Here is a 21,040-nt window from a genome sequence, read left to right as displayed (position 1 = left end):
TTAAGGGACATCTTAAGATTCTTCTATCTTAAATCCTTTGTTGGCTAAAGCTTTAGCAAGACTTTGCTCTGTTTTCACATTCGAAAAATCTAATCCGAGCTTCACAACAGTCTGGGCGATTTCAGGCCTGATTCCTGAAATAATCGTCTCAATGCCCAGCAGTTTGGTGCTGTCAATCACTTTAAAGATTTGATAGGCAACCATCGTATCGACGATGGGAACACCGGATATATCTAAAAATAAATATGAAAGCTTTAACGCCGAGCATTGGGCCAAAACGGATTCCAAAATGGTTCTCGCTCTGTACGTGTCAATTTCACCAACAAGGGGAAGAATCCCAATCTCTTTAGAAATCGGCATAATCGGTGCGCTCAATTCATTGATCATTTCTTTTTGCGCATTCAATTGGATCACCGTGACCTGATGATATTCTTCTGTAAATACCTCGATAATCTCATCAATCGTTTGATTCAAAATCTTGCTCCACTCAAATATCTCCTGGATGCCGATTTCTTGGGAAGAAGCGGCTTCGCTGAAGTCCTGAATCCACCGCCACATGATGTGTCTGAAAGCGTTAAACTGACTGACACTTTCCGTCACGGTCACTTCATGAACAGCACGGTCTCTGGCACATTGAAGTGACCATTGGTTAAGCTGATCCTTCACCTCTTCTTTTCTAATGGATTTGGCTACAATGGCTACCAATGATTCATGCTGGTCTTTTAATTTTCGTTCTAATTTTTGCTGATCTTTTGCAGAATACAGCAAACTTCCTTTTAACGTGCACGTTTCCAGCCATTGGAGTGTAATGTCTTCTTTGTGCTCTGTTAAATACTGATCTAGAGCTGTCATTTCAATCGGTTACCTCCTGTGATGTTTATCTTTCAAAAAGTGTATGATTGATATGTATAACTTGTCTCACGTTACACATACTATTTTTATATTCAATGGGCTATAGCCAAGCGGTAAGGCAATGGACTTTGACTCCGTGATCGTTGGTTCGAATCCAGCTAGCCCAGTTTCTGAACCGTGAAAAACCGAAGATAAGCTGATTCAAGCAAATCAGCGGATCTTCGGTTTTTCATCATGCAGATTGATGAATCGTTTTCTTCTTCGATAACTTTAACAGTTCCCCCGGATTGTATCCGATAACAAGCTTCCTGTTGTCCACGAGAATCGGACGGCGCAAAAGCTTCGGTTTCTCAATTAAAAGTTCCAGCACTTCGTTTACAGTCATATCTTCAATGTTTAAATTTAAATTTTTGAACGTTTGGCTTCTTGTTGCTAAAATTTCGTCAATTCCTTCTGTGGTTAAAGATAAAATATACTTTAATTCATCCATCGTTGGAGTTTCTCTGAATAAGTGCCGTTCGTTAAATTCAATCTGGTGCGCTTTGAGCCAATGTTTTGTTTTTCGGCATGACGTGCAGCTTGGGTATGAGTAAAAAGTTAATTGTTCCATTATGTTTTTTCCTCCTCCAGTTAACCATCTCTTTGTAGAATAACTACCCGTATCAATTTTTCTTTAAACCATTTATTGAACTTTTTTTTCGGGTTATTTCTAAAAAACCGCACATATAATAGAAAACGCAATCAAAGGGTTGAATACCATTTTTCATATTAATAATGAAAATGTTTACATTTTTGTCCGTGATCTATTATAATAACAGTCAGAGGGACTCTCGGGAGGGGATAAAAAATGAATCGCATGTTCCGGGTGTTAGGATTTTGGACGGGAATATTTGCAGTCATGTTTTATTTAGGTGATATGAAAGATGCTTCCCTTTTATTTTTTGGACAGACGATCTTATTTGTGTTTCTATCGTATTTGAATTTAACAGAACGGATGTACATTTATATCTTTGGCGCTTATTTAACCATCTTCTTTGCCGGCTTCACATACTATTCCATTTTTATTATGGCACCAGGCGGCGGAGGACATTAAATGCAAAAAGAGACAAACCTCATCGGCTTGTCTCTTTTTCTATAATGAAAAACCATTTAAAAACGGATTTTGATCCTGCTCAGTCTGCACGTCAGTTTCAGGGCCATGTCCGCTTAACACCAATGTGTGCTCCGGCAGCGTAAGCAATTTTTCATGGATAGACGTCAGCAGCGTTTCTTGGTCGCCTCCATGTAAATCTGTACGGCCTATCCCGCCTTGAAACAGGACATCACCGGAAATCACCAGGTCGGCATCCTTCACGTAATATGAAACGCTTCCCGGGGAATGCCCCGGTGTAAATAGCGTCTCCAGATGGAAAGGCCCAATATTCAGTTCACCGTCCCCTTCAATCAAATGATCTGCCGGCTTAGCTGTCACTTCTATCCCTCTCAGCATTCCTGAGCCGTTTAATGAGGCATCTGTAGGCCAATTCTTTTCATTTTGATGCAGATAGACAGGAATATCCCATCTGTCTCTCACGTCATCCAGCGCCCCAATATGGTCAAAATGGGCGTGTGTCAGTAAAATGGCTAAAGGCGTTAATCCTTTTTCTTTTATGTATTGATTGATTTTATCTCCCTCGCCGCCCGGATCAAAAATCAGGCATTGATCATCACTGATTAAAAAATATGCATTCGCTTGAATCGGTCCTACAGGCATTCTTCTCCATTTCACTTTTCTCACCTCTTTCCTTTTTATGCTCCTATTATGAGGTTTTTTCAAAAAAGATTCAAACAATCGCTATGAAAACGCTATCGACAAACACATTGAAAACGGGTAGAATAAAAATGGAAAGAATTGCAGGTTTTTCAATGTAAAGGGGGCTGCGTAATGTTACTTGTCGTGATTTTCGGCCTTGTCGCTCTTTTCGCTTTATGGGGAGTCTTGCGTTCTGTGAAAAACAAAAATATCCTTGGATTTTTATTAGCCGGAGCCACCTTGTGTGTGTTTGGCTGGTTTACAGTGATGACGGTGATAAACAGCGGTTATCCTACTGCTCATTAAAACCTGTATCCAATGGGATACAGGTTTATTTTTTATTGCTGTAAATGTTTATTCACGCTTTCTATTTTACTTTCAAGCGTCGTTTTTTTGTCCCGTCTGTCATCGATGCGAATGTTGGTCGCCACTCTGTGGAGTCCTTTTTGGAACGGCGCTTCGTGAATCGCCTGAATCACAGTAAAAAGGTCGCTGAGCTCGCCTTCAATCAGTGTGTTCATTGGTGTCAGCTGATATTTGATTTTCCCTTCTGCCTTGTAGCCCTCTAAAATCTTCTGCACATCCGCCACGTAGGCGCTCACACTAGGTGTTTCTGTTCCGATTGGGATAATGGTTACATCTGCGATAGCCATTACTTATTCCATCTCCTTTTTATCAATGATGATTGGCTTCATTTCATGAGATATTAATGAAATTATGCGCTCAAAATGAAAACCGTACAACGCATATTTTCCGTTCGGGGATACTTGGATCGGCTCCATTTCAGGCAAGGTAAGAAGATCCTGCGCCTTTCCCGATTTCATATCTATCGCTGACAGCTTATATGCGTCCCCGCTTTCTTTAAACGTGTAAAACAGACCGCCAGCCTCATCATAATCATACTCCATCGGAGCCAGACTTGTATATTTGATTTGAAGCGGCCATTCTGCTGTAATTGCTTCACCATTCAATTGCGGTGATGTAAATTCATACAAGCCGTTCTCTCCGGAATCTGCTTTGACGATAAAGCTCACATTATGAAAAGAATCAAAGTAAAGGACATCCTCCTCCAGCTTTTTCTCCTTTTCAGAAGCAATATCATACGTATACAAAGGGCCTTCTTTATCGTTTCTTCCCTCTTTTAGATAGTGAAATGTGTCTTTTGAGGTCCAATGGACAAACGGTACCTGTATTCGACTTAACGCAGACTTGTCTTTTTTGGCATCCACGTGATATGTATTGAAGTCCCAGTTTTCAGTGAATACCGTGACCATCATTTGATACGGATCATACTGATTCCATGCTGCCTCCAGCTCATACGTTTCGTATTCTTTTTGGTACAGCGTCTCCCCTTTTTGATTCAGCAAAACTACTGCTGTCTGTTGGCTATGCGTGATCTGCAGCAGAATCATCTGTTTCTTAGGATTGATTTGAACATCAACGATTTGACCATCCGTCTGATAGAGCTTTTTCGTTTTGCCATTAAAGATTTGATATGCAAGAAGCTCTGTTTTTGTCGGATCTGAGGCTGTATACAGAATGGTGTTGTTATTGAGCCAGCCTTCCGCTCCGTCCGCTTTTCCTGCTGGCAGCGGAACAATCTCTTTTTCCTCACTTTTTGCCGTCGCTGCCTGTTTTTGCTGCTGATGAGATGGTTCGCATGCCGATAAACAAACTAGCAATGCTGACAGCAGAATCAAACAAACTGATCTCATCAGCCTTCCCCTCCGATCATAATTTATTGTCCCATATTTGATACGGCACGAAAAAGAAAAAGTTTCAGTTATTCAGGAAAAAATAACGACCTCCATAAGATCCCGCTTGTCGCCCTGTAAATATGTGAAAACTGCTCAAACGGCAAGGGATTTCGGCCTTTTCCAAGTTCCACCGTATAACCTTCCTTAAAATAGTGATGAATAAACCAGTCGCGGAATCCCGCATAGCTGTCAATATCCTTGACTCCTTTATAAATGTTTCCGCTTATCGTCTCAAAATCCTTTATTACCGCAGCCGATTCATCGGGCTCAAGGCCTTTATATCCCCAATAGATTTCTTCTCCTTGAGTGTGAAGGGCCACCAGCCTGTCAGGCGGATCCGCTGCTATCAGCTTCTGCATCGCAATGGATTCCGGCTCTGTGAGCGGAGAAGTTCCGGGAAAATCTCGGTAGCTGGGCGTTTTTGGTTTGCGGTATTTTTCAATTTCCCATAAAGACGGAAATTGTTTATTTAAATCAACTCCGTTAATATTTGCTTTCCATTCATTAAAATTCGGACGATGGCAGTTTAGTCTTTCAAGTTCATCTCTCCTGTCTCCCATGCCCGCTGATCCGTGTAAGACAAGATCCACGCCATCCGGATTCACAAGAGGAACAAGAGACAGAGAGGTTCGGCTGAACAGCTCCAAAGGAGTAAAACCAAAGAAATTCGTATTATGACATAAAGAAAGGCAATATTCCTTCAGCCACTTCAGCAATACAGACGTGGTAATCCACTCATTTGCATGAAACGATGCATTCATGTGAACTTTTTTGGAGATATGCTCTCCCCCAACTGCCAGCTCCCAGATCGGCCTGCCCAAAACAGAACGTCCGATTTCCCGGCACGAAACAAACGGAAACACATTGATTATTTTTTTAATCTCCTCTTCGACAGCAAGAAAGTCATAGATTTTTTCTTGTTCCAGCCAGTCATCAGCAGGCTGCAGCTGCAGCGGGTGTAAAAAGCGCTTTACTTCCTGAATGGATTGAAGCTCCTTATCAGTGCTATTTTCAATCTTATAACCCGGACAGTACAATTGATGTTTCTGTGCTGTATGATTGGCACTTCTAAGCAATGTCTCATCTATCTTCAGTTCTCTTGCCAATAAAGCCAAATTGTATTTGATCTCAGGTTTTATCGTAATAAACGCCATCATCATCCCCCTTTTTGTTACTATATGACGGCGTTTTTAAAAAAAGAAAGCCTCCCGCATTTTTTGATACGGGAGACTTTGTGATCATGAGGCCTCATCAAGAATTTGTTTTTCTTTTCTTTTTGACGAATTGTCCAGTCTTTCCTGATCATAAAATCGTAACAAATCTCCGTAAATGATTTCATCAGAAAGTGAAAGCTCCTGCTTCGCTTTATCTGCAAATGTTTCACATTGCTTTGCCTCTTTCAAAGGCTTTCCGCTCGCTTTGTCATAACATAGACCGTCAGTGTACACGATCTGGTCTGTGATAAAGCTTCCGTCCCGCAGCACTGTAAAGTCCAGTTTGTCGTCAGAAAGCAGATCGTTGCCGAATTGAATAAAGTTCTTTGTATCAATACCTAACAGATTCATCAGCGTCGGCCGGATATCGATTTGTCCGCCTACCTTATCAATCGTTTTCGGCTTCTTGTCTGTAATTCCAGGAATATGAACGACAAACGGCACTTTTTGGAGCTGCACTTCTTCAAATGGTGTAATTTCTTTCCCTAAAAACTGCCCCATCGCTTCATTATGGTTTTCCGATATCCCGTAATGGTCACCGTATAAAACAATAATGGAGTTATCATATAACCTGTCTTCCTTCAGCTTTTCGATAAATCGTTTCAGCGCCTCATCCTGATAGCGAACCGTTGGGAAATATTTGTTTAACGTTTGGCTGTTTGAATCATATTCCTCAATCAATTTGTCCTCTGCATCAAGGTCAAACGGAAAGTGGTTCGTGAGTGTGATCAGCCTGGAGTAAAACGGCTGAGGCAGGTTTTTCATCAGCTCTGAAGACTGTTCAAAAAATTCTTTATCCTTCAGCCCCCAGCCGACTGAATTATCGTCATTGACATCATACGATTCAATATCAAAAAATGAATCGTACCCAAATGAATCGTACATTAAGTCGCGATTCCAAAAGCTTTTATTATTGGCATGGAGCACCGCTGAATAATATCCGTTATTTTTGAGAATCTCTGGCGCGGCCATGTATTGATTGCCCGCATTTGTAAAGAACACAGCGCCTCGTCCAAGCGGATAAAGTGAATTGTCAACGATAAATTCAGAATCAGAGGTTTTCCCCTGCCCGGTTTGGTGGTAAACATTACTAAAGTTATAGCTTTCTTTTATAAAATCATTCAAAAACGGGGTGATTTCTTTTCCGTTCACCTTTTCATTGATCACAAAGCTTTGTGTCGACTCCAGAGATACGAGTATGACATTTCTGCCTTTTGCGGCGCCAAATAAGTCCTTATTGGCATCTTTCGCATTGGCTGTGACATAGTTTTCAATTTCCGTCAGGCTGTTGCTGTCAGCCAGCGCTCTTTGTGCGGATTGCTTCGACTGAAGTACTCCGTCATAAATATGAAAATTAAACAGGCTGATATTTTTAACGAGCATTTCTCTGTCAAATGAGCGTGTCAATAGCTGCGGCCGTTCTGCTTCAGACAGACCTAAGTTGAAGAAATAAACAGAAGCCACAAACAAAAAATATGCCGCCCGTTCATTTTTCGTGGAGGAGATGTCTGATTGAAAGGCTTTTTGACGCATATGAAGCCATATTAAAATCACGATATCTACAGCCAATAGGAGGTCTGTCGGCTCAAGAAGCGTTCCGATGCTGCTTCCCAGATCACCCATATTGCTTGTTTGAAAAAGAACCGGAATCGTTAAGAAATCATTGTAAAAACGATAAAAAACCATATTCGCCAGCAAAACAAATGTGACAATACAACTCATGGCAATAATGTAACGATTTCTGTTTCTTCCCTTTAAAAACAGGCTGAAGCCAAAAATAAGCAGCAAAAAGCTCAATGGGTTGATAAACAGAATAAATTCCTGCGTAAGATTGTCAATTTTAATATGAAAACTGGTTTTGTAAACAACATACGTTTTCAGCCACATCATTAAAATGGCAATCAGCATAAATGAAATCATCGAAAAAAACGTTTTTCGCATTTCAACCTCCTATGCAGCACGCTCAAATAAATCAGTCTATTCACAACTTTCTCATTAACACATCAAATTAAATCTTAACCTGAACATAACAAAAAATCAATTTCATTTTCACAAATTTAACAATTTTGGTGTTTCAGCCATTCATTCTTAGCAATCCAAGCCCCTCCGATAACACCCGCATCATTTCCAAGCGCCGCAATAGATATATCAGCCGCTTCCGCAGCGCGCGGAAAGGCACATACACGGAATGTTTTCTCGACTTTGGATCTCAGCAATTCTCCAGCTCTTGAAACGCCGCCGCCGAGAACAATTTTTGACGGATTAAGCGAGCTGGCCAGATTGCCAAGCACCAGGCCGAGATGCTTAGCTACATAATCGACAACTTCAAGAGCTAATTCATCATTTTCATTTGCTGCTTCAAATACATCTCGTGCCGTTAAATGATCAGATGCTTTTAATTGAGTCGGCTTTTTAGCTTTTGCAATTTTCTCTTTTGCAATTCTGACAATGCCAGTTGCTGACGCGATGGTTTCAATACAGCCTGTTTTACCGCAGTTGCACGGCGCCCCGCCTTCAGGGATGCTGCAAATATGGCCGATTTCTCCGCCAGCGCCATTCATCCCGTGCACAATCTCCCCATTCACAATAATACCGCCGCCAACTCCTGTGCCTAGCGTAACGAGAATGACGTCTTTTGCGCCATCACCCGCACCCTTCCACATTTCTCCGAGCGCGGCAATATTCGCATCATTTTCTATAACCGCGGGGATGCCTGTTTCCGTTTCCAGATGATTTTTTAAAGCATAGTTTTTCCAGCCCAGATTTACCGTTTCATAAACGACCCCAGTTGCCATATCTACTGGCCCCGGTGCGCCCATTCCTATATATTTGACGATGTGCTTCGGTTTATGAAGCTCATCCAGCTTGCTGTCAATCGCTTTTGCTATTGTCACGGTAATGGTGTCACCGGACTTATCTGTCGGCACTTCCCATTTATGCTGAATCTCTCCATATTGATTAATAAATGCGAGTTTTATCGTCGTTCCTCCAAGATCGATTCCCACAAACCATATCTCGTCCATTTTTATCACCTTAACCTTTACGTAAATCTCTTACGTTTTTTTGTTTGTTCCAGCTCTTTATGAAGGACAGCTGCCGCTTTAGCCCACTGCTCCTTCTCAATCATATGATTTATATAAAGTTCCTTTAATTCATCAAGCATAAACTCAATTTCAAACTCTCTGTCACCAAAGTAAACAATGAGTCCAAATGTTTTTAACAGCTGCTGTACATCATAAAATGTATTCATATTCCTCACCATTCTTGATCTTAACTATAAATAGCGTAGTCATAAAGAAGCGGCCAGTCAAGAAGAAAACGCTGACAAAAATACCCGGGATTCATTCCTTGGCAAATTCAACACGTTCTCATCCAGCCATTTATTCTTTGTTATTTTCAATTTGCTGCTGCAGTTCTATGTAACGCTTCTCCTTCGGCTTCAGCTTTACAGCGGTCCTGATTGCCTTGTCAGCTTGATCAAGTTCATTTTTTTCCGCATACACAAATGCCAAATAGTAATGGGACGCATGGTCTTTAGGCTCTTTTTGCACTGCTCTTTCCAAAAGAGAAATCGCCTGATCATATTCGCCGATTTGAATATCAGAAACTGCCAGGACTTTCAGAAGATCAGCTGAAGCGTCTTTCTGCTCTGCTTCACCGTTCAGCAACTCGGTTACTTCTTTATATTTTCCTTCCTGGTAAAGCTCATTTGCCTGCTGGATCAGCGCTGTCTCCTGATGGGGTGAATGCAATCCGTAATAGAGAAACCCGCCGGCCAGGGCAGCCAGCAGAATCGCTGACACCATTTTTTTGCCCCAGTCTTTTGCTTTTGGCAAACCAAGTGCTGCCGCAGCAAGAAAACCGCCGGCCAAGCCGCCAATATGCCCCGAATTATCAATATTTGAGACCGCAAAGCCAAAACCCAGGTTTATCAGGATAATAACAATAATATTTGTGCCTATCGTTTTTAGAAACATTTTTCGGTTTGACACAGCTACATACAGCAATGCGCCTAAGCATCCGAATATGGCGCCTGAAGCACCGGCTGAAGGATACGGACTGAACACGAAGCTGGCGATCGATCCCGTGATACCCGCCGCCAAATAAATCAGCAAAAACCTGCCTGATCCATACATGCGCTCAACAGCGGTTCCAACAGACCATAAAGCCAGCGTGTTAAAGGCTAAATGCGCAAGGCCGATGTGAAGCACAATCGGCGTCAGCAGGCGCCACCATTCTCCGGCTGCAATCAGGCCGTTTTCCTTAGCACCGAAAGCAACAAGCGTCTCCGTATTGGTGCTGCCTCCGTTTATTTCGAGCAGGAAAAACATCACGAGCTGCAGTGCGATGAACAAATATGTAAAGATCGGTTTTCCGTTCTGGAAAAACGCCGCTTCTTTTTTCCGCTGTTCTTCTTGTTTCTGCACTAGTGAAAAAAAGTGTTCTTTCGCCATTTGCGCGTGTTCCAATGAGTCTCGGTCTTCCGTCCATTCAACAGCATCAAGTGAGGGGAAAACTGCCTGCAGATCTTCATGAAGCGAAGTGCCAGTCACAAGTGCCGTTTCAACGGATACCTGTCCTTTTACAAATGGCTTTTCAGCGATTTCCTCCCAGTCATCGACAGGGGCTTCCGCTGAAATCAGCACATTCAGCAGCTTCAAATGCCGCTTTCCGATAGACTTCCTGACATGCTCTACTCGCTCCGCCTGCACTTCTATGTCCCTTACAATTTCTTGGCGAAAATCAATATTCTGTTTAAAGAGGCGAATCAGATCATGAGAGGATTTGTCCGGTGCTTCCAGCCATATTTCATCAGATTCACCGGATTGTATGACGCCATACCCTCTTCTTACTAAATGCGCCGCGACCTTCCAATATGTATACTCCAACAAATACATGTTTACCGCTCCAATGGTTTTTTTTCATTATAACAGCTGGTGCTCCCGACGCCTACTAAAAGCAAAAAATCCCGTGAAAACGGGATTTTTAAAAAGCTTGCTGTATAAACTTATTGCGGATAAACGGGATTCTTAAAAAAAGATGAATAAAGGACCGTCTGATCCCGGGCTGGCTGAGCACGGTATTCATGAGACGGTAACGGTTTTGGTAAAACATCACGGCAGAAACAGCACATATGGCATAGATCATAAATTTTTTCATTATATCCCTCCTGCCATTAGGGTTTGTTATTCTTTCTTATTTATTCTTGACGGAGGGACGGGAAAGCTATAAAAAGCAAGAAATGATTCGATCCTCAGTAACCAGCATTTGAACCGGGATATCATGTGACAGATGCGGCACATGATCATACAGCTGGCATTCTAAAAGCAAAGAAACTGTGTTCCCTGTATAATTACATAAATAACGATCATAGTAACCGCCGCCAAAGCCAATCCGATAGCCGTCAGCATCGAAACATACGCCAGGCACGATCATCAAATCAATCTGTGATTGGATCACTTCATTCGTTTTCTCAATCATCGGCTCCTGAAGTCCGGCGTAAACCGTTTCAAGCTGATCATCCGCTTGGAATGTGCGGAATTGCATTCTTTTCGTGTCGGGATCACACTTGGGAATACAAACTTCTTTCCCTTCGCCCCAGGCTTTTTCGATGATCGGCCGTGTCGGTACCTCCAGCCCTCTTGAAATGGTGACGGCTATGGTGCGGGCATTTTGCCACTCTTGAAGTGAAAATAAATGCTTGTTGATACGCGCCGTTTTCTTAGACAGCTCTTCACTCGATATCGCTGATAACGTTTCTATTGTTTTTTTTCTTAATTGTGATTTCATTTCCATCCCCCTCGGAATAGAAAAAAGCCAGAACCTTTTTCAAAGCTCTGGCTTTTTTCTTACACCTCAAACAGCTATGCTGTTATTTTGTTTCACGGTGTAACGTAGATTTTTTATCACGTGGGCAATATTTTTTAAATTCAACGCGGTCTGGATTGTTGCGTTTGTTCTTTTTAGAAATATAGTTACGCTCACCACATTCTGTGCAAGCCAAAGTAATATTAACGCGCATTGTTTTCCCTCCAAACTAAATATCATTTACTTATTCAGACTTATATATAATACCACTATAATGCACGGAATGCTAGGATGTTTTTCAATGAAATGATGAATTATTGGATAGACGCTGATAAAGCTGCAAATATGATGCTGTGATGATCCGTGGATGATGCAGTTTCATCACCTGTTCTCTGCCCGCTTCTTTTATCCGGCGGGCCTTTTCTTCATCTATTAATATGTTGTGAAGCCTATCGGCTGCCTCCCGTTCTTGCGAAAAATCAGCAGCAATTGCAGTTTTGTCATGAACGGCAAAGTCACAAAAACCGCCCGACTGTGAAACAGCTGTCAGCACGCCTTGTTCCATGCTTTCTTGTGCAGCGAGCCCAAAGGGTTCATAAAAGCTTGGGAAAACAGCCATTTCACATTGAGACAGTAACGTCACGATCTCTCTTCTATTTAAAAAAGGATAAAACATTACACTTTCCTTTATGCTCAATTGCTCAGCCAGTTTCTTATAGGCAGCCAGAAACGGCCCTTGTCCAGCTAGCACCAACTGAAGGTCAGGCCGGCATTTGTTCAGAATAGAAAATACCTTTAACAGCTGTGAAAACCCTTTTTCCGGAACAAACCTTCCAAACGAAAACAAGTATCTTTTATGAATGACCCTTTCAGCTAGGCCGCTTTTTGCCTGCAGAGACAGAGGGCTTGGGATGACGGTTATTTTTTCACGAAACGGATACGCCTTATTCATCGATCTCTTCATAAAAGTGCTTAACACAATCAGTTCGTCGGAAATGTCGAGGAGGAGCCTCTCCGTCAGCAACCTGTACGGATGAGGCGTTTCTTTGCATGCACGCTTCCTTCTGCTTTCAAGCCCGTGGATCGTTGCAGCAAGCGGAATGCCAAGCTGCTTTTTCAAATAATAAGCGGCAGGGGCCGTCATGTCATCATGGGCATGAATCAGATCAAAGCGTTCATTGCATGACAACACTTGTTGAACCATTCTAACATTGACATCAGCTATAAAGTCTTCAACATTCGCATAGGAAGATAGCTTACCGCTTGGAACGAAGACCGTTATTTTGATATGCGGATTTAAATAGGAAATAAGACGGCTCAAATGAACGCCAAGCCCGCTTTTCGGTTTATTAGGATGCTCGAATGAAAGCATAAGAATGTTCATTTCCCTCTTCCCTCACTGCGATAGCAGGTATAAGCAGAAAATTGCTCCTCCCACCTGGTATGTATTTCTGCATTACGGAAACTGTTTATGTCGCTGACACCGTTTTCTGCAAGAAAGATGTCCTCTGTTTCAGCTAGTTTGAGAGAAACATTTATCGAATTCAGTATTCTGCATTCAGCGCGATATAAAGCATGACCAGGCACCTGAACAATGGTCCATTTCCCTTTATCCCGTTTTATGCATTTCGTCCTGACAGCTTCTATACCGTTTCTTTTCACAAAAATACGGATTTCTTTTATCATGTCCGGCGTTTTTTCGAAAAGCACGGTTTCCGCCAGTTTCATCGTCTCAACTGAAAGATTCCATCGGACTGTCAATGTGTGAGAGTTTTGGATGTTCATGTCGAATATGTCCCTAAAAAAAGGAATCCCGCTTCGAATGTTATGAGGAAATGAGTGTTTGTCCATAGGCTTTTCACATTCTCCTTTCCTTCCATTGGCTCGGTGATCCTATTAAACCATTACCCATAAAGGAAGAAAAGAAAGATTTCTCGACAAAAACTCGTTTTTTTCGCGAATTCCTTTAGAATCCACTTGTTTTATGGTATAAAAAAGAAGGATAAAAAAAGAATAGAAGGTGATGAAACGTGGAAATTGCTATTATTGCGTTGTTTATCGTCAGTATAGCGCTAATTGCATTCTCATATTCTCAACGAGATCCGATGAAAGATGTCGAGCAGGAGCTTGAAACATTGCAGCTTTCTGCTATGCAGGAAATTTATAAGCTCAAAAAGAAAATGACAGTGCTTGAGGAAGAATTACTTGAAACAAACCTTGTGATCCGCAAAGCAAAGAACAGCGGCATCAATCAAAAGATCGCCAAACAAATACTTTCTAAATATAATAACGGCATGTCAGCTGAAGCAATTGCTAAAGCAGAGCATGTATCAGTAGAAGACGTGAATACGATAATAAAAGATAATGAGAAGGTGCTCGTATGACAAAACGAGGCATTCAGGCATTTGCCGGCGGTATCATATTAGCGACAGCCGTTCTCGCAAGTGTTTTTTATCTGACAGATGAAGATCAAGCCGCTGCTGTAAAAGAACAAAAAACAGTAACCGAGCAAGACGTGAACAATTATCTCGATTCTAAAAAAATGGTTTCTGTTAACCGTGATGAATATCAAAAGCTTCTCGATTCAAAAGAGAAATCTCTGAGCGATGACAGCAGCTCAGACTCGAAAAACAAAGTAAAAACGTATAAACTCATTATTAAAGACGGCATGAGCACCGCAGATGTATCAGCTATTCTTGAAAAAGAAGGCATTATTTCTTCAGCTAAGGACTTTAATGACTACGTGATCGACGCTGGGTATCACAAGGAGATCCGTGCCGGAAAATTTAAAGTAAAATCAGATATGAGTTTCAAAAAGATCGTTAAAACATTAACACGATAAAAAAAAACAGGCTATGTAACAGCCTGTTTTTTTATCCGAATTTCCCTGTAATATAATCGAGTGTTCTTTGATCTCTCGGCTGAGAGAACATTTTATTTGTATTGTCGCATTCAACAAGCTCACCCATGTAGAAAAATGCAGTTTGATCAGAAACCCTCGCTGCCTGCTGCATGTTGTGCGTCACGATAACGATGGTGTATTTATTTTTCAGCTGAAGAATGAGCTCTTCAATTTTTCTCGTCGAAATTGGATCTAGCGCAGATGTCGGCTCATCCATCAGTAAAATATCAGGATTTGTCGCAAGAGCTCTGGCGATACAGAGCCGCTGCTGCTGGCCGCCTGATAATGAGAGTGCAGATGAATGCAAACGATCCTTCACCTCATCCCACAGCGCCACGTCTTTTAGTGACTTTTCTGCAATGTCTTGCAGCTTCTTTTTATTTTTGATGCCGTGAACTCTCGGTCCGTAAGCAACATTATCAAAAATTGATTGCGGAAACGGGTTTCCTTTCTGAAATACCATGCCGATATTTTTGCGTAAATCTACGATATCGACTTTATCCTTTAAAATGTTACTGCCATTATAGTTCAGCTCACCCGCAAGCTTTACATTCGGCGTCATCTGAATCATTAAATTCAATGTTTTAATAAATGTCGATTTGCCGCATCCCGACGGCCCGATAATCGCCGTGACTTCGTTTTGATTAATGCTCAAATTGATATTTTTCAAAGCATGGTTTTCCCCATACCATAAATTCATTCCGTTGACTTGATAAACTTCCTGTTTCTTTACAGCTTCGGTAGCAATACTCATTGCCAGCCTCCTATCCGAATTTCCCGTTAATGTAATCCTCTGTTTTTTGCTGCTTCGGACTTGTGAAAATTTGTTCGGTCTGTCCGTATTCAACGATCTCGCCGTTTAAAAAGAAAGCCGTCCGGTCAGACACCCGCAGAGCCTGCTGCATATTGTGAGTAACAATAATAATTGAGTATTCGCTTTTCAATTCCGTAATCAATTCTTCTATTTTCGCATTTGAAATCGGATCTAGCGCTGAAGCAGGTTCATCAAGAAGAAGAACGGCCGGCTTCATCGCGAGCGTTCTGGCAATACATAAACGCTGCTGCTGACCGCCTGATAACGAAAGTGCGGATGAATGCAACCGGTCCTTTACTTCATCCCAGAGCGCCGCTTTTGTTAAGCTTTCTTCCACGATGTCGTCGAGCACTGATTTGTTCCGCTCTCCGGCATATTTTAATGCATGCGTGATATTATGGTAGATCGATTTTGGAAATGGATTCGGCTTTTGGAAGACCATGCCGATTTCTCTTCTTAAACTGACAACGTTAATATTGCTTCCCAGTATATTTAATCCTTCATACAAAATTTCACCATCACTTCTTGCAGAAGGAATTAAGTCATTCATGCGGTTAATATTTCTAAGAAAAGTAGATTTGCCGCATCCTGACGGCCCGATCAAAGCGGTCACCGCATTTTTTTCAATCTCCATATTCACGTGACGAACAGCCTGTTTGTTTCCGTAGAAAATAGACAGATCCTTCACCTCGAGCACATTTTGCTGCTGAGGAATCATAACCGTTCTCTCAGGCTTTTCTTTTAGCATTTGTTCAGACATTGTTTTCGCCTCTTTCCGGTCTAATTTGCCGTAAGCTTTTTATAGATTATTGTCCCAAGCCATCTCGCCGCGAGATTGAAGACTAGAACTGAAATCACCAGCACTGCAGAACCTCCGTTGGCAATCGCTTCAGCATCCGGAATCATCCCTTGCGTATTTACATTCCAAATGTGGACCGCAAGTGTTTCAGCGGGTCTGAAAATATTAAGCGGCGATGTTTCAGAAAACGGATTCCACTCTGCAAAATTGAGACGCGGCGTTGTAAGCCCTGCTGTAAATAATAAAGCCGCCGCTTCCCCGAACACCCGTCCTGACGCTAAAATGGCACCTGTAATGATGGAAGGGATCGCACTTGGTATTAAAACGGTTTTTACGGTATGCCAGCGAGAAACACCTAAAGCGAGCGATGCTTCCTTCAAATCTTTAGGGACTGAACGGACCGCGTCTTCTGTCACACGCACCATAACAGGAAGATTAAAGACCGTTAATGCCAGCGCCCCGCCTATGATCGTATATCCCCAGCCTGTCAGGTTAACAAACATCAGTAAGCCGAACATCCCAATGACAATTGATGGAAGAGATGAAAGGACTTCAATACACGTTCTGATGAAATCTGTCACTTTGTTGTTAGGCGCGTATTCCGCCATGAACACTCCGCCGCCCACCCCGAGCGGGATGGTAATCAGCATCGTGATAAACAGAATATAAAAGGAGTTAAACAGCTGGTCTCGTATCCCGCCTCCTGCGGCAATGGCGCTTGATTTTGTCGTAATAAAATCAAAGCTGAGCTGAGAAACACCGTTAATAATAATATAGGAAAACAAACCGACTAGAATCGCGGCGATAATGGCTGCGCATAAACCGAACATTCCAGTCGCCAGTTTATCTGTTAATTTGCGGTTCATTACACTTTCCTCCTAGATGACAAGTAGCGAATAAGCAGGATGAACAAGAATGACATCACCAGCAATACAAGCCCCATTGACCACAGCGTATTATTTTCAACGCTTCCGTATGTGGTATGGCCCATATTCAGCGTAATAATGGTTGTCAATGTTCCTGCGGTGTCAAACAGACTTTCAGGCAATACTCTTGTATTTCCAATGACCATTTGGACAGCCAAAGCCTCACCAAACGCACGCGCCATACCTAGGACAACGGCAGTCATTAATGTCGGAAAAGCTGCAGGAATAAGCACTTTTCTAATGGTCTGCCATCGTGTCGCACCGAGAGCGTAAGAACCTTCTCTTAAGCTTTTCGGAAGTGATGCCATCGCATCGGCTGAGATAGATGTAATCGTCGGCAGAATCATAATAGAAAGCACAATCGTTCCCGCCAATAAACTGTGTCCTGTTCCGCTCGTTTTGAACTGAGCAATAAAAGGCACCAATACTGTAAGACCTATGAATCCATAAACAACAGATGGGATGCCGACCAATAATTCGATCACCGGCTGCAGCACTTTCTTCCCCCAATTCGGCGCAATTTCTGTCATAAAGATCGCACCTGCTATGCCGAGCGGCGCAGCAATGAGAGCGGAGAGAATCGTTACTGCAAATGAGCCAAAGATAAAAGGCAGCACTCCGTATTTCGGATCAGAATCTGTAGGGTTCCAATTCAGACTCGTTAAGAATTCAATTGGGCTTACACCATTTACAAGAAAAGATTGCAGCCCCTTAATGCCGAGGAAAATGGTGATCGCCACAGATGCCGCTATCATTATAAGGGCGCAGGCTGTCACGATCATTCTTCCCCGAACTTCATCCAATTGCCGGTTTTGCCTTGAGCTGATTAAACGTTCGCTCACAGACATATTTTCTCTATTATTTATCATTGTTTTACACTCCTATGAATGTGTTAAGAGGAGAAACGGAAGTCTCCGCACTCCTCTTTTTATTTAGATCAGCTTTGCTTCCCTTTGGCATCGCGAGTCACTTTCATATCAGTCACCGGAATGTACCCTTGGTCAGTTACAATGCTTTTTTGAATGTCTTCACTCTTTAGATAATCAAGAAATTCTTTCGCTAGAGCTTTCGCTTCGCCTTTTGTATAAGAATGCTGATAAGCCCAGATTGGATATTCTCCAGTTGTAACGTTTTTCGCTTCTGGCTTCACGCCGTCAATAGATAAAGCTGTTACCTTGTCATCTGTTAAATATGAGAATGCAAGATATCCAATCGCTCCCGGAGTATCAGCAATGATTTTTTTCACAGTGTTGGAAGAATCCTCAGTAATACCTTCTGCTGGTTCTTCTCCGTCAAGCGCGTATTTTACAAATGTAGCACGTGTACCTGAAGAATCAGGACGGTTTACAAGCGTAATTTTTTGATCCTTTCCGCCAAGCTCTTTCCAGTTTTTGATTTTGCCAGTGAAGATTTTTTTCAATTCATCTTTTGAGATATCTTTTACACCTGTGTCAGGGTTTACAGCCGCTGCCATACCGACTACTGCAACTTGATGGTCTACAAGCGCTTTTGCGTCGATACCTTCTTTTTCTTCAGCGAAAACATCTGAATTTCCGATTTGAACAGCCCCTTCAGAGACTTGAGAAAGCCCTGTTCCAGACCCCCCTGCTTGTACCTGTATATCAGCATCAGGGTTTTCTTCCATAAATTTTTCTGCAGCTGCAAGTACTAATGGCTGCATGGCCGATGAACCAGAAATGGTTAAAGAACCTGATGCCTTTTCTTCTCCTTTTGCAGAGCCGCTATTTGTTTTTTCACTTTCTCCTGCGTTTCCGCATGCAGCTGCAATCATCATAAAAGCAGCCATCAGAAGCATTAGCACCAATTTGTTTTTTTTCATTTCCTGAATTCCCCCTGCGTATAATGTGTAATTTGTCCTACACGTATAGAGTAAAGGTTCTATGTAAAATAGGTTTAAATCGAATGTTAAGGTTTTGTAAATCCGTGCATTTTTTTGTATAAAAAAAACGCCCACATGATGTGGGCGTTTCTGTTTAGTTATCAGAAGACGTTGTGTTTTCTGCTTTTTCTTCAATTTTGTCTTTATTTTTTTGCTGAGTATCTTCTTTGTCCTGCTTCGATTTCAGCTCAAAATATTTATCCAATACTTCTCTGCCGATTTCATTCGTAATGGTATATTTAGCGCTGTAATCTACATAAGCCCAAGGAACTACAACAGAGATGGCAACCTCAGGGTTATCAGCAGGCGCATAAGCAACGAGTGTTGTATTATAAGTACTTTCACCTGTTTTTGATTTATTTGGTCCGTCATAGAACGATTGTGCTGTTCCTGTTTTAGCAGCAGGTTTATAAGATGCGGAAGCAAATTGACTTGCCGCAGTTCCTTTAGTCGCGACTCGTCTAAATCCGGCTTGGACCTCTTCAATATAGCTACTCTTCATATCCACTTTATTCAATACTTCAGGCTGAACAGATTCAACGACAGCCCCGATTCCTTTTTTCGCATCTGACTGTCTGACTTCTTTTACAAGCTGAGGTTTCAAGCGGTAGCCACCATTTGCGATTGTTGATACATATTGTGCTAGTTCCAGCGGTGTATACGTATCATATTGGCCGATAGCATAGTCTAGCAAGAATCCCGTCAATCTGCTTGTTCCTTTATAGCCTGTCATTTCATTTGGAAGGTCAATCCCAGTTTTTACACCAAGTCCAAATTGGCTGAAATAATTCCGGAATGTATCAAAAGCCGTAGTATCAATCGGTAAAGCTTGATGCGGTTTATATTCACCTTTTCCAAGTGCGATTGCAGTTTTAAACATGAATACGTTTGAAGACTGCTCTAAGGCTTTTTGAATATTAACAGGTCCCAAAGTAGTCCACGATTTTTTGCCGTTTTTATCCTGGCCAATATATAATGGTTCATCTTGAAAAACTGTATTCAGATTGATGGCACCGGTTTGAAGACCTGTCAGTACAGTTGCACCTTTGACAGCTGATCCCATAGCATAAGATGATGTCATATTTCCTAGTGCGTAATCATCAATTTTATATTTCCCGTTTTCTGTTTTAATTTGCTTACCCGCCATCGTCAGCACTTCACCGTTTCTCGGGTCCATCATGACGACAAATGCCCGGTCTAACAATTCAGTACTTGGTCTTGCTTTAGCAGACTTGAGGTTTTTCTCAATGATTTTTTCAACTGATTTTTGCAAGTCAATGTCAATTGTAAGCACGAGGTCTTTACCGGCTTTCCCTTCAGAAACGGTCTTCGTTCCTGTTACATTGCCGTTTGAATCTGTGATATTTTCCACCTTAGCTTTTTGGCCCTGCAGAAGGCTTTCGTATTGATATTCCAGATAACTTTTACCAACCCTGTCGTTTCTGCTGTAGCCAAGCGACAGATAATGGTCGAGCAAGTTGGATGGTAATCCTTCATCAGAGCTGGAAACACTTCCGAGCACTGAGCGGAGAAGATTTTTATACGGATATTCACGTTCCCAGTCTGACGTGACATCAACACCCGGCAGTTCATCTAAATGTTCACTTACAACTGCCATTTCTTTCGCTGATACATCTTCATTTTTGATGTATTGCGGTGTTAACGCATATCCGGAGTCCATCTGTCTTTTAATGGCGAGAATCTGCATGTCTTTATCAGTCAATTCATTCAGCTGCTTATCGGTAATCCGTTTTAGCTGGAGCTGGTATAAATCATCATCTGATAATTTTTTATTTTCTACCTGCTGTCTTTCCTTAGAAGTAATCAGCTTTTTCGCTTCTTTCGGCCTAGTCAAAATCCAATAATCCTTTTTATCCCGTTCTGTTACTTTTTTTGTCTCGACTTTAATCATATCTGCCAGCTTTTTTGCGATTTTCAACCGCTGTTCTTGCGTTGTAGATTTAGATCTGGTGTATGTAATCGCATTTAAAGCCTTATTTGTTACAATGGCATTAAAATTCCGATCATAAATTTTCCCGCGCGGCACCGCCGAGCTGACTTCACTTTGTTCCTGCTGATTGGCTTGATTTTTGTAATCATCACCTTGAACGATCTGCTTAATGCCAAGCTCCACAATAATCCAGGTGAATATGACAAAAGCGGCCAAAAATAAAATATTCAGCCGGATCGGAAGCGACTTCTTTTTCTCTTTATGATTTTGCTTTTTTTGTTTATTTCTCCTCATAACATCACCTTTTTCTATTTACAGAAAGAAA

24 protein-coding genes, 1 tRNA gene and 1 pseudogene are annotated in these 21,040 nt (G+C 41.9%); 5 read left to right on the top strand and 21 right to left on the bottom strand.

The window, feature by feature from the left end; all coding sequences use genetic code 11:
- Positions 1 to 12: 12 nt before the first annotated feature.
- Entirely contained in the window at positions 13 to 852 is an 840-nt protein-coding gene (locus M1D69_RS08435; protein ID WP_458104029.1) for an STAS domain-containing protein, read from the bottom strand.
- A gap of 96 nt (positions 853 to 948) precedes the next feature.
- Here M1D69_RS08435 and M1D69_RS08430 point away from each other — a divergent pair.
- Positions 949 to 1,019: transfer RNA gene (locus M1D69_RS08430), tRNA-Gln, on the top strand.
- 65 nt (positions 1,020 to 1,084) lie between these two features.
- Here M1D69_RS08430 and mgsR read toward each other — a convergent pair.
- Positions 1,085 to 1,465, bottom strand: coding sequence for a transcriptional regulator MgsR (gene mgsR, locus M1D69_RS08425; protein ID WP_052330300.1), 381 nt, complete (start codon positions 1,463 to 1,465; stop codon positions 1,085 to 1,087).
- Positions 1,466 to 1,699: 234 nt separating this feature from the next.
- Here mgsR and M1D69_RS08420 point away from each other — a divergent pair, with 234 nt between their 5' ends.
- Positions 1,700 to 1,945: a DUF2626 domain-containing protein gene (locus tag M1D69_RS08420; protein ID WP_033884711.1), complete on the top strand. Its 246-nt coding sequence runs from the start codon at positions 1,700 to 1,702 to the stop codon at positions 1,943 to 1,945.
- Positions 1,946 to 1,984: 39 nt separating this feature from the next.
- Here the strand turns inward: M1D69_RS08420 and M1D69_RS08415 are convergent, their stop codons facing one another.
- The gene (locus M1D69_RS08415; protein WP_458104030.1) at positions 1,985 to 2,620 is read right to left on the bottom strand and encodes an MBL fold metallo-hydrolase; all 636 of its coding nucleotides are present in this window, start codon (positions 2,618 to 2,620) and stop codon (positions 1,985 to 1,987) included.
- Between the two features lie 156 nt (positions 2,621 to 2,776).
- Between M1D69_RS08415 and M1D69_RS08410 the strand changes: the two genes are divergently transcribed.
- Positions 2,777 to 2,950 carry a DUF2759 domain-containing protein gene (locus M1D69_RS08410; protein ID WP_010334935.1) on the top strand — a complete coding sequence of 58 codons (174 nt, stop codon included), beginning with the start codon at positions 2,777 to 2,779 and terminating at the stop codon, positions 2,948 to 2,950.
- Between the two features lie 32 nt (positions 2,951 to 2,982).
- Here the strand turns inward: M1D69_RS08410 and M1D69_RS08405 are convergent, their stop codons facing one another.
- The 12 genes and pseudogenes from M1D69_RS08405 to M1D69_RS08350 form a co-directional block, all read right to left on the bottom strand.
- Positions 2,983 to 3,297, bottom strand: a complete 315-nt coding sequence (locus tag M1D69_RS08405) for an MTH1187 family thiamine-binding protein (RefSeq protein WP_010334936.1) — start codon at positions 3,295 to 3,297, stop codon at positions 2,983 to 2,985.
- 3 nt (positions 3,298 to 3,300) lie between these two features.
- Positions 3,301 to 4,359 (bottom strand): YqgU-like beta propeller domain-containing protein, encoded by a 1,059-nt coding sequence (locus M1D69_RS08400; RefSeq protein ID WP_458104031.1) that lies wholly within the window; start codon positions 4,357 to 4,359, stop codon positions 3,301 to 3,303.
- Between the two features lie 68 nt (positions 4,360 to 4,427).
- A complete protein-coding gene (locus M1D69_RS08395; protein ID WP_458106179.1) occupies positions 4,428 to 5,558 on the bottom strand; it encodes a M14 family metallopeptidase in 1,131 nt (376 codons plus the stop codon).
- An 81-nt stretch (positions 5,559 to 5,639) separates the two neighbouring features.
- Complete coding sequence (locus M1D69_RS08390) at positions 5,640 to 7,556, bottom strand: LTA synthase family protein (RefSeq protein ID WP_458104032.1); 1,917 nt, start codon at positions 7,554 to 7,556, stop codon at positions 5,640 to 5,642.
- A 116-nt stretch (positions 7,557 to 7,672) separates the two neighbouring features.
- On the bottom strand, positions 7,673 to 8,638 hold the full coding sequence (glcK, locus tag M1D69_RS08385; RefSeq protein WP_458104033.1) for a glucose kinase GlcK: 966 nt from the start codon (positions 8,636 to 8,638) through the stop codon (positions 7,673 to 7,675).
- 10 nt (positions 8,639 to 8,648) lie between these two features.
- Positions 8,649 to 8,865: pseudogene (locus M1D69_RS08380) on the bottom strand (YqgQ family protein).
- Positions 8,866 to 8,995: 130 nt separating this feature from the next.
- Positions 8,996 to 10,513 (bottom strand): rhomboid protease YqgP, encoded by a 1,518-nt coding sequence (gene yqgP, locus M1D69_RS08375; protein ID WP_458104034.1) that lies wholly within the window; start codon positions 10,511 to 10,513, stop codon positions 8,996 to 8,998.
- A gap of 88 nt (positions 10,514 to 10,601) precedes the next feature.
- On the bottom strand, positions 10,602 to 10,775 hold the full coding sequence (locus M1D69_RS08370) for a hypothetical protein (protein WP_024122059.1): 174 nt from the start codon (positions 10,773 to 10,775) through the stop codon (positions 10,602 to 10,604).
- A 66-nt stretch (positions 10,776 to 10,841) separates the two neighbouring features.
- Positions 10,842 to 11,405, bottom strand: a complete 564-nt coding sequence (locus M1D69_RS08365) for a 5-formyltetrahydrofolate cyclo-ligase (RefSeq protein ID WP_458104035.1) — start codon at positions 11,403 to 11,405, stop codon at positions 10,842 to 10,844.
- Positions 11,406 to 11,487: 82 nt separating this feature from the next.
- On the bottom strand, positions 11,488 to 11,637 hold the full coding sequence (gene rpmG / locus M1D69_RS08360) for a 50S ribosomal protein L33 (protein WP_003153056.1): 150 nt from the start codon (positions 11,635 to 11,637) through the stop codon (positions 11,488 to 11,490).
- A gap of 84 nt (positions 11,638 to 11,721) precedes the next feature.
- Entirely contained in the window at positions 11,722 to 12,807 is a 1,086-nt protein-coding gene (locus M1D69_RS08355) for a glycosyltransferase family 4 protein (protein WP_458104036.1), read from the bottom strand.
- Complete coding sequence (locus M1D69_RS08350) at positions 12,804 to 13,274, bottom strand: hypothetical protein (protein ID WP_458104037.1); 471 nt, start codon at positions 13,272 to 13,274, stop codon at positions 12,804 to 12,806. The genes M1D69_RS08355 and M1D69_RS08350 overlap by 4 nt, the downstream gene beginning before the upstream one ends.
- Before the next feature lie 179 nt (positions 13,275 to 13,453).
- On the opposite strand from M1D69_RS08350, the gene M1D69_RS08345 reads away from it, so the two are divergent.
- Positions 13,454 to 13,807 (top strand): hypothetical protein, encoded by a 354-nt coding sequence (locus M1D69_RS08345; RefSeq protein WP_010334943.1) that lies wholly within the window; start codon positions 13,454 to 13,456, stop codon positions 13,805 to 13,807.
- Positions 13,804 to 14,265 (top strand): endolytic transglycosylase MltG, encoded by a 462-nt coding sequence (locus M1D69_RS08340; protein ID WP_458104038.1) that lies wholly within the window; start codon positions 13,804 to 13,806, stop codon positions 14,263 to 14,265. The genes M1D69_RS08345 and M1D69_RS08340 overlap by 4 nt, the downstream gene beginning before the upstream one ends.
- Positions 14,266 to 14,296: 31 nt before the next feature.
- Here M1D69_RS08340 and pstB (M1D69_RS08335) read toward each other — a convergent pair whose 3' ends face one another.
- The 6 genes from pstB (M1D69_RS08335) to pbpA all read right to left on the bottom strand — a co-directional run bounded on the left by pstB (M1D69_RS08335) (position 14,297) and on the right by pbpA (position 21,009).
- Positions 14,297 to 15,079: a phosphate ABC transporter ATP-binding protein PstB gene (pstB, locus tag M1D69_RS08335; protein WP_044154551.1), complete on the bottom strand. Its 783-nt coding sequence runs from the start codon at positions 15,077 to 15,079 to the stop codon at positions 14,297 to 14,299.
- Positions 15,080 to 15,089: 10 nt separating this feature from the next.
- The gene (gene pstB / locus M1D69_RS08330) at positions 15,090 to 15,899 is read right to left on the bottom strand and encodes a phosphate ABC transporter ATP-binding protein PstB (RefSeq protein WP_458104039.1); all 810 of its coding nucleotides are present in this window, start codon (positions 15,897 to 15,899) and stop codon (positions 15,090 to 15,092) included.
- Between the two features lie 20 nt (positions 15,900 to 15,919).
- Positions 15,920 to 16,804, bottom strand: coding sequence for a phosphate ABC transporter permease PstA (gene pstA / locus M1D69_RS08325; RefSeq protein WP_024122066.1), 885 nt, complete (start codon positions 16,802 to 16,804; stop codon positions 15,920 to 15,922).
- Positions 16,804 to 17,733: a phosphate ABC transporter permease subunit PstC gene (gene pstC / locus M1D69_RS08320; RefSeq protein ID WP_024122067.1), complete on the bottom strand. Its 930-nt coding sequence runs from the start codon at positions 17,731 to 17,733 to the stop codon at positions 16,804 to 16,806. Before pstC ends, pstA begins: the two co-directional genes overlap by 1 nt.
- A gap of 68 nt (positions 17,734 to 17,801) precedes the next feature.
- Complete coding sequence (locus M1D69_RS08315; RefSeq protein ID WP_458104040.1) at positions 17,802 to 18,704, bottom strand: phosphate ABC transporter substrate-binding protein; 903 nt, start codon at positions 18,702 to 18,704, stop codon at positions 17,802 to 17,804.
- Positions 18,705 to 18,858: 154 nt separating this feature from the next.
- Positions 18,859 to 21,009, bottom strand: coding sequence for a penicillin-binding protein 2A (pbpA, locus tag M1D69_RS08310; RefSeq protein WP_458104041.1), 2,151 nt, complete (start codon positions 21,007 to 21,009; stop codon positions 18,859 to 18,861).
- Between the last annotated feature and the right edge of the window lie 31 nt (positions 21,010 to 21,040).

Source organism: Bacillus sp. PK3-037 (assembly GCF_054161355.1).
The sequence above is the reverse complement of the archived record's forward strand: the minus strand, read 5'-3'. Positions and strand labels throughout refer to the sequence as shown.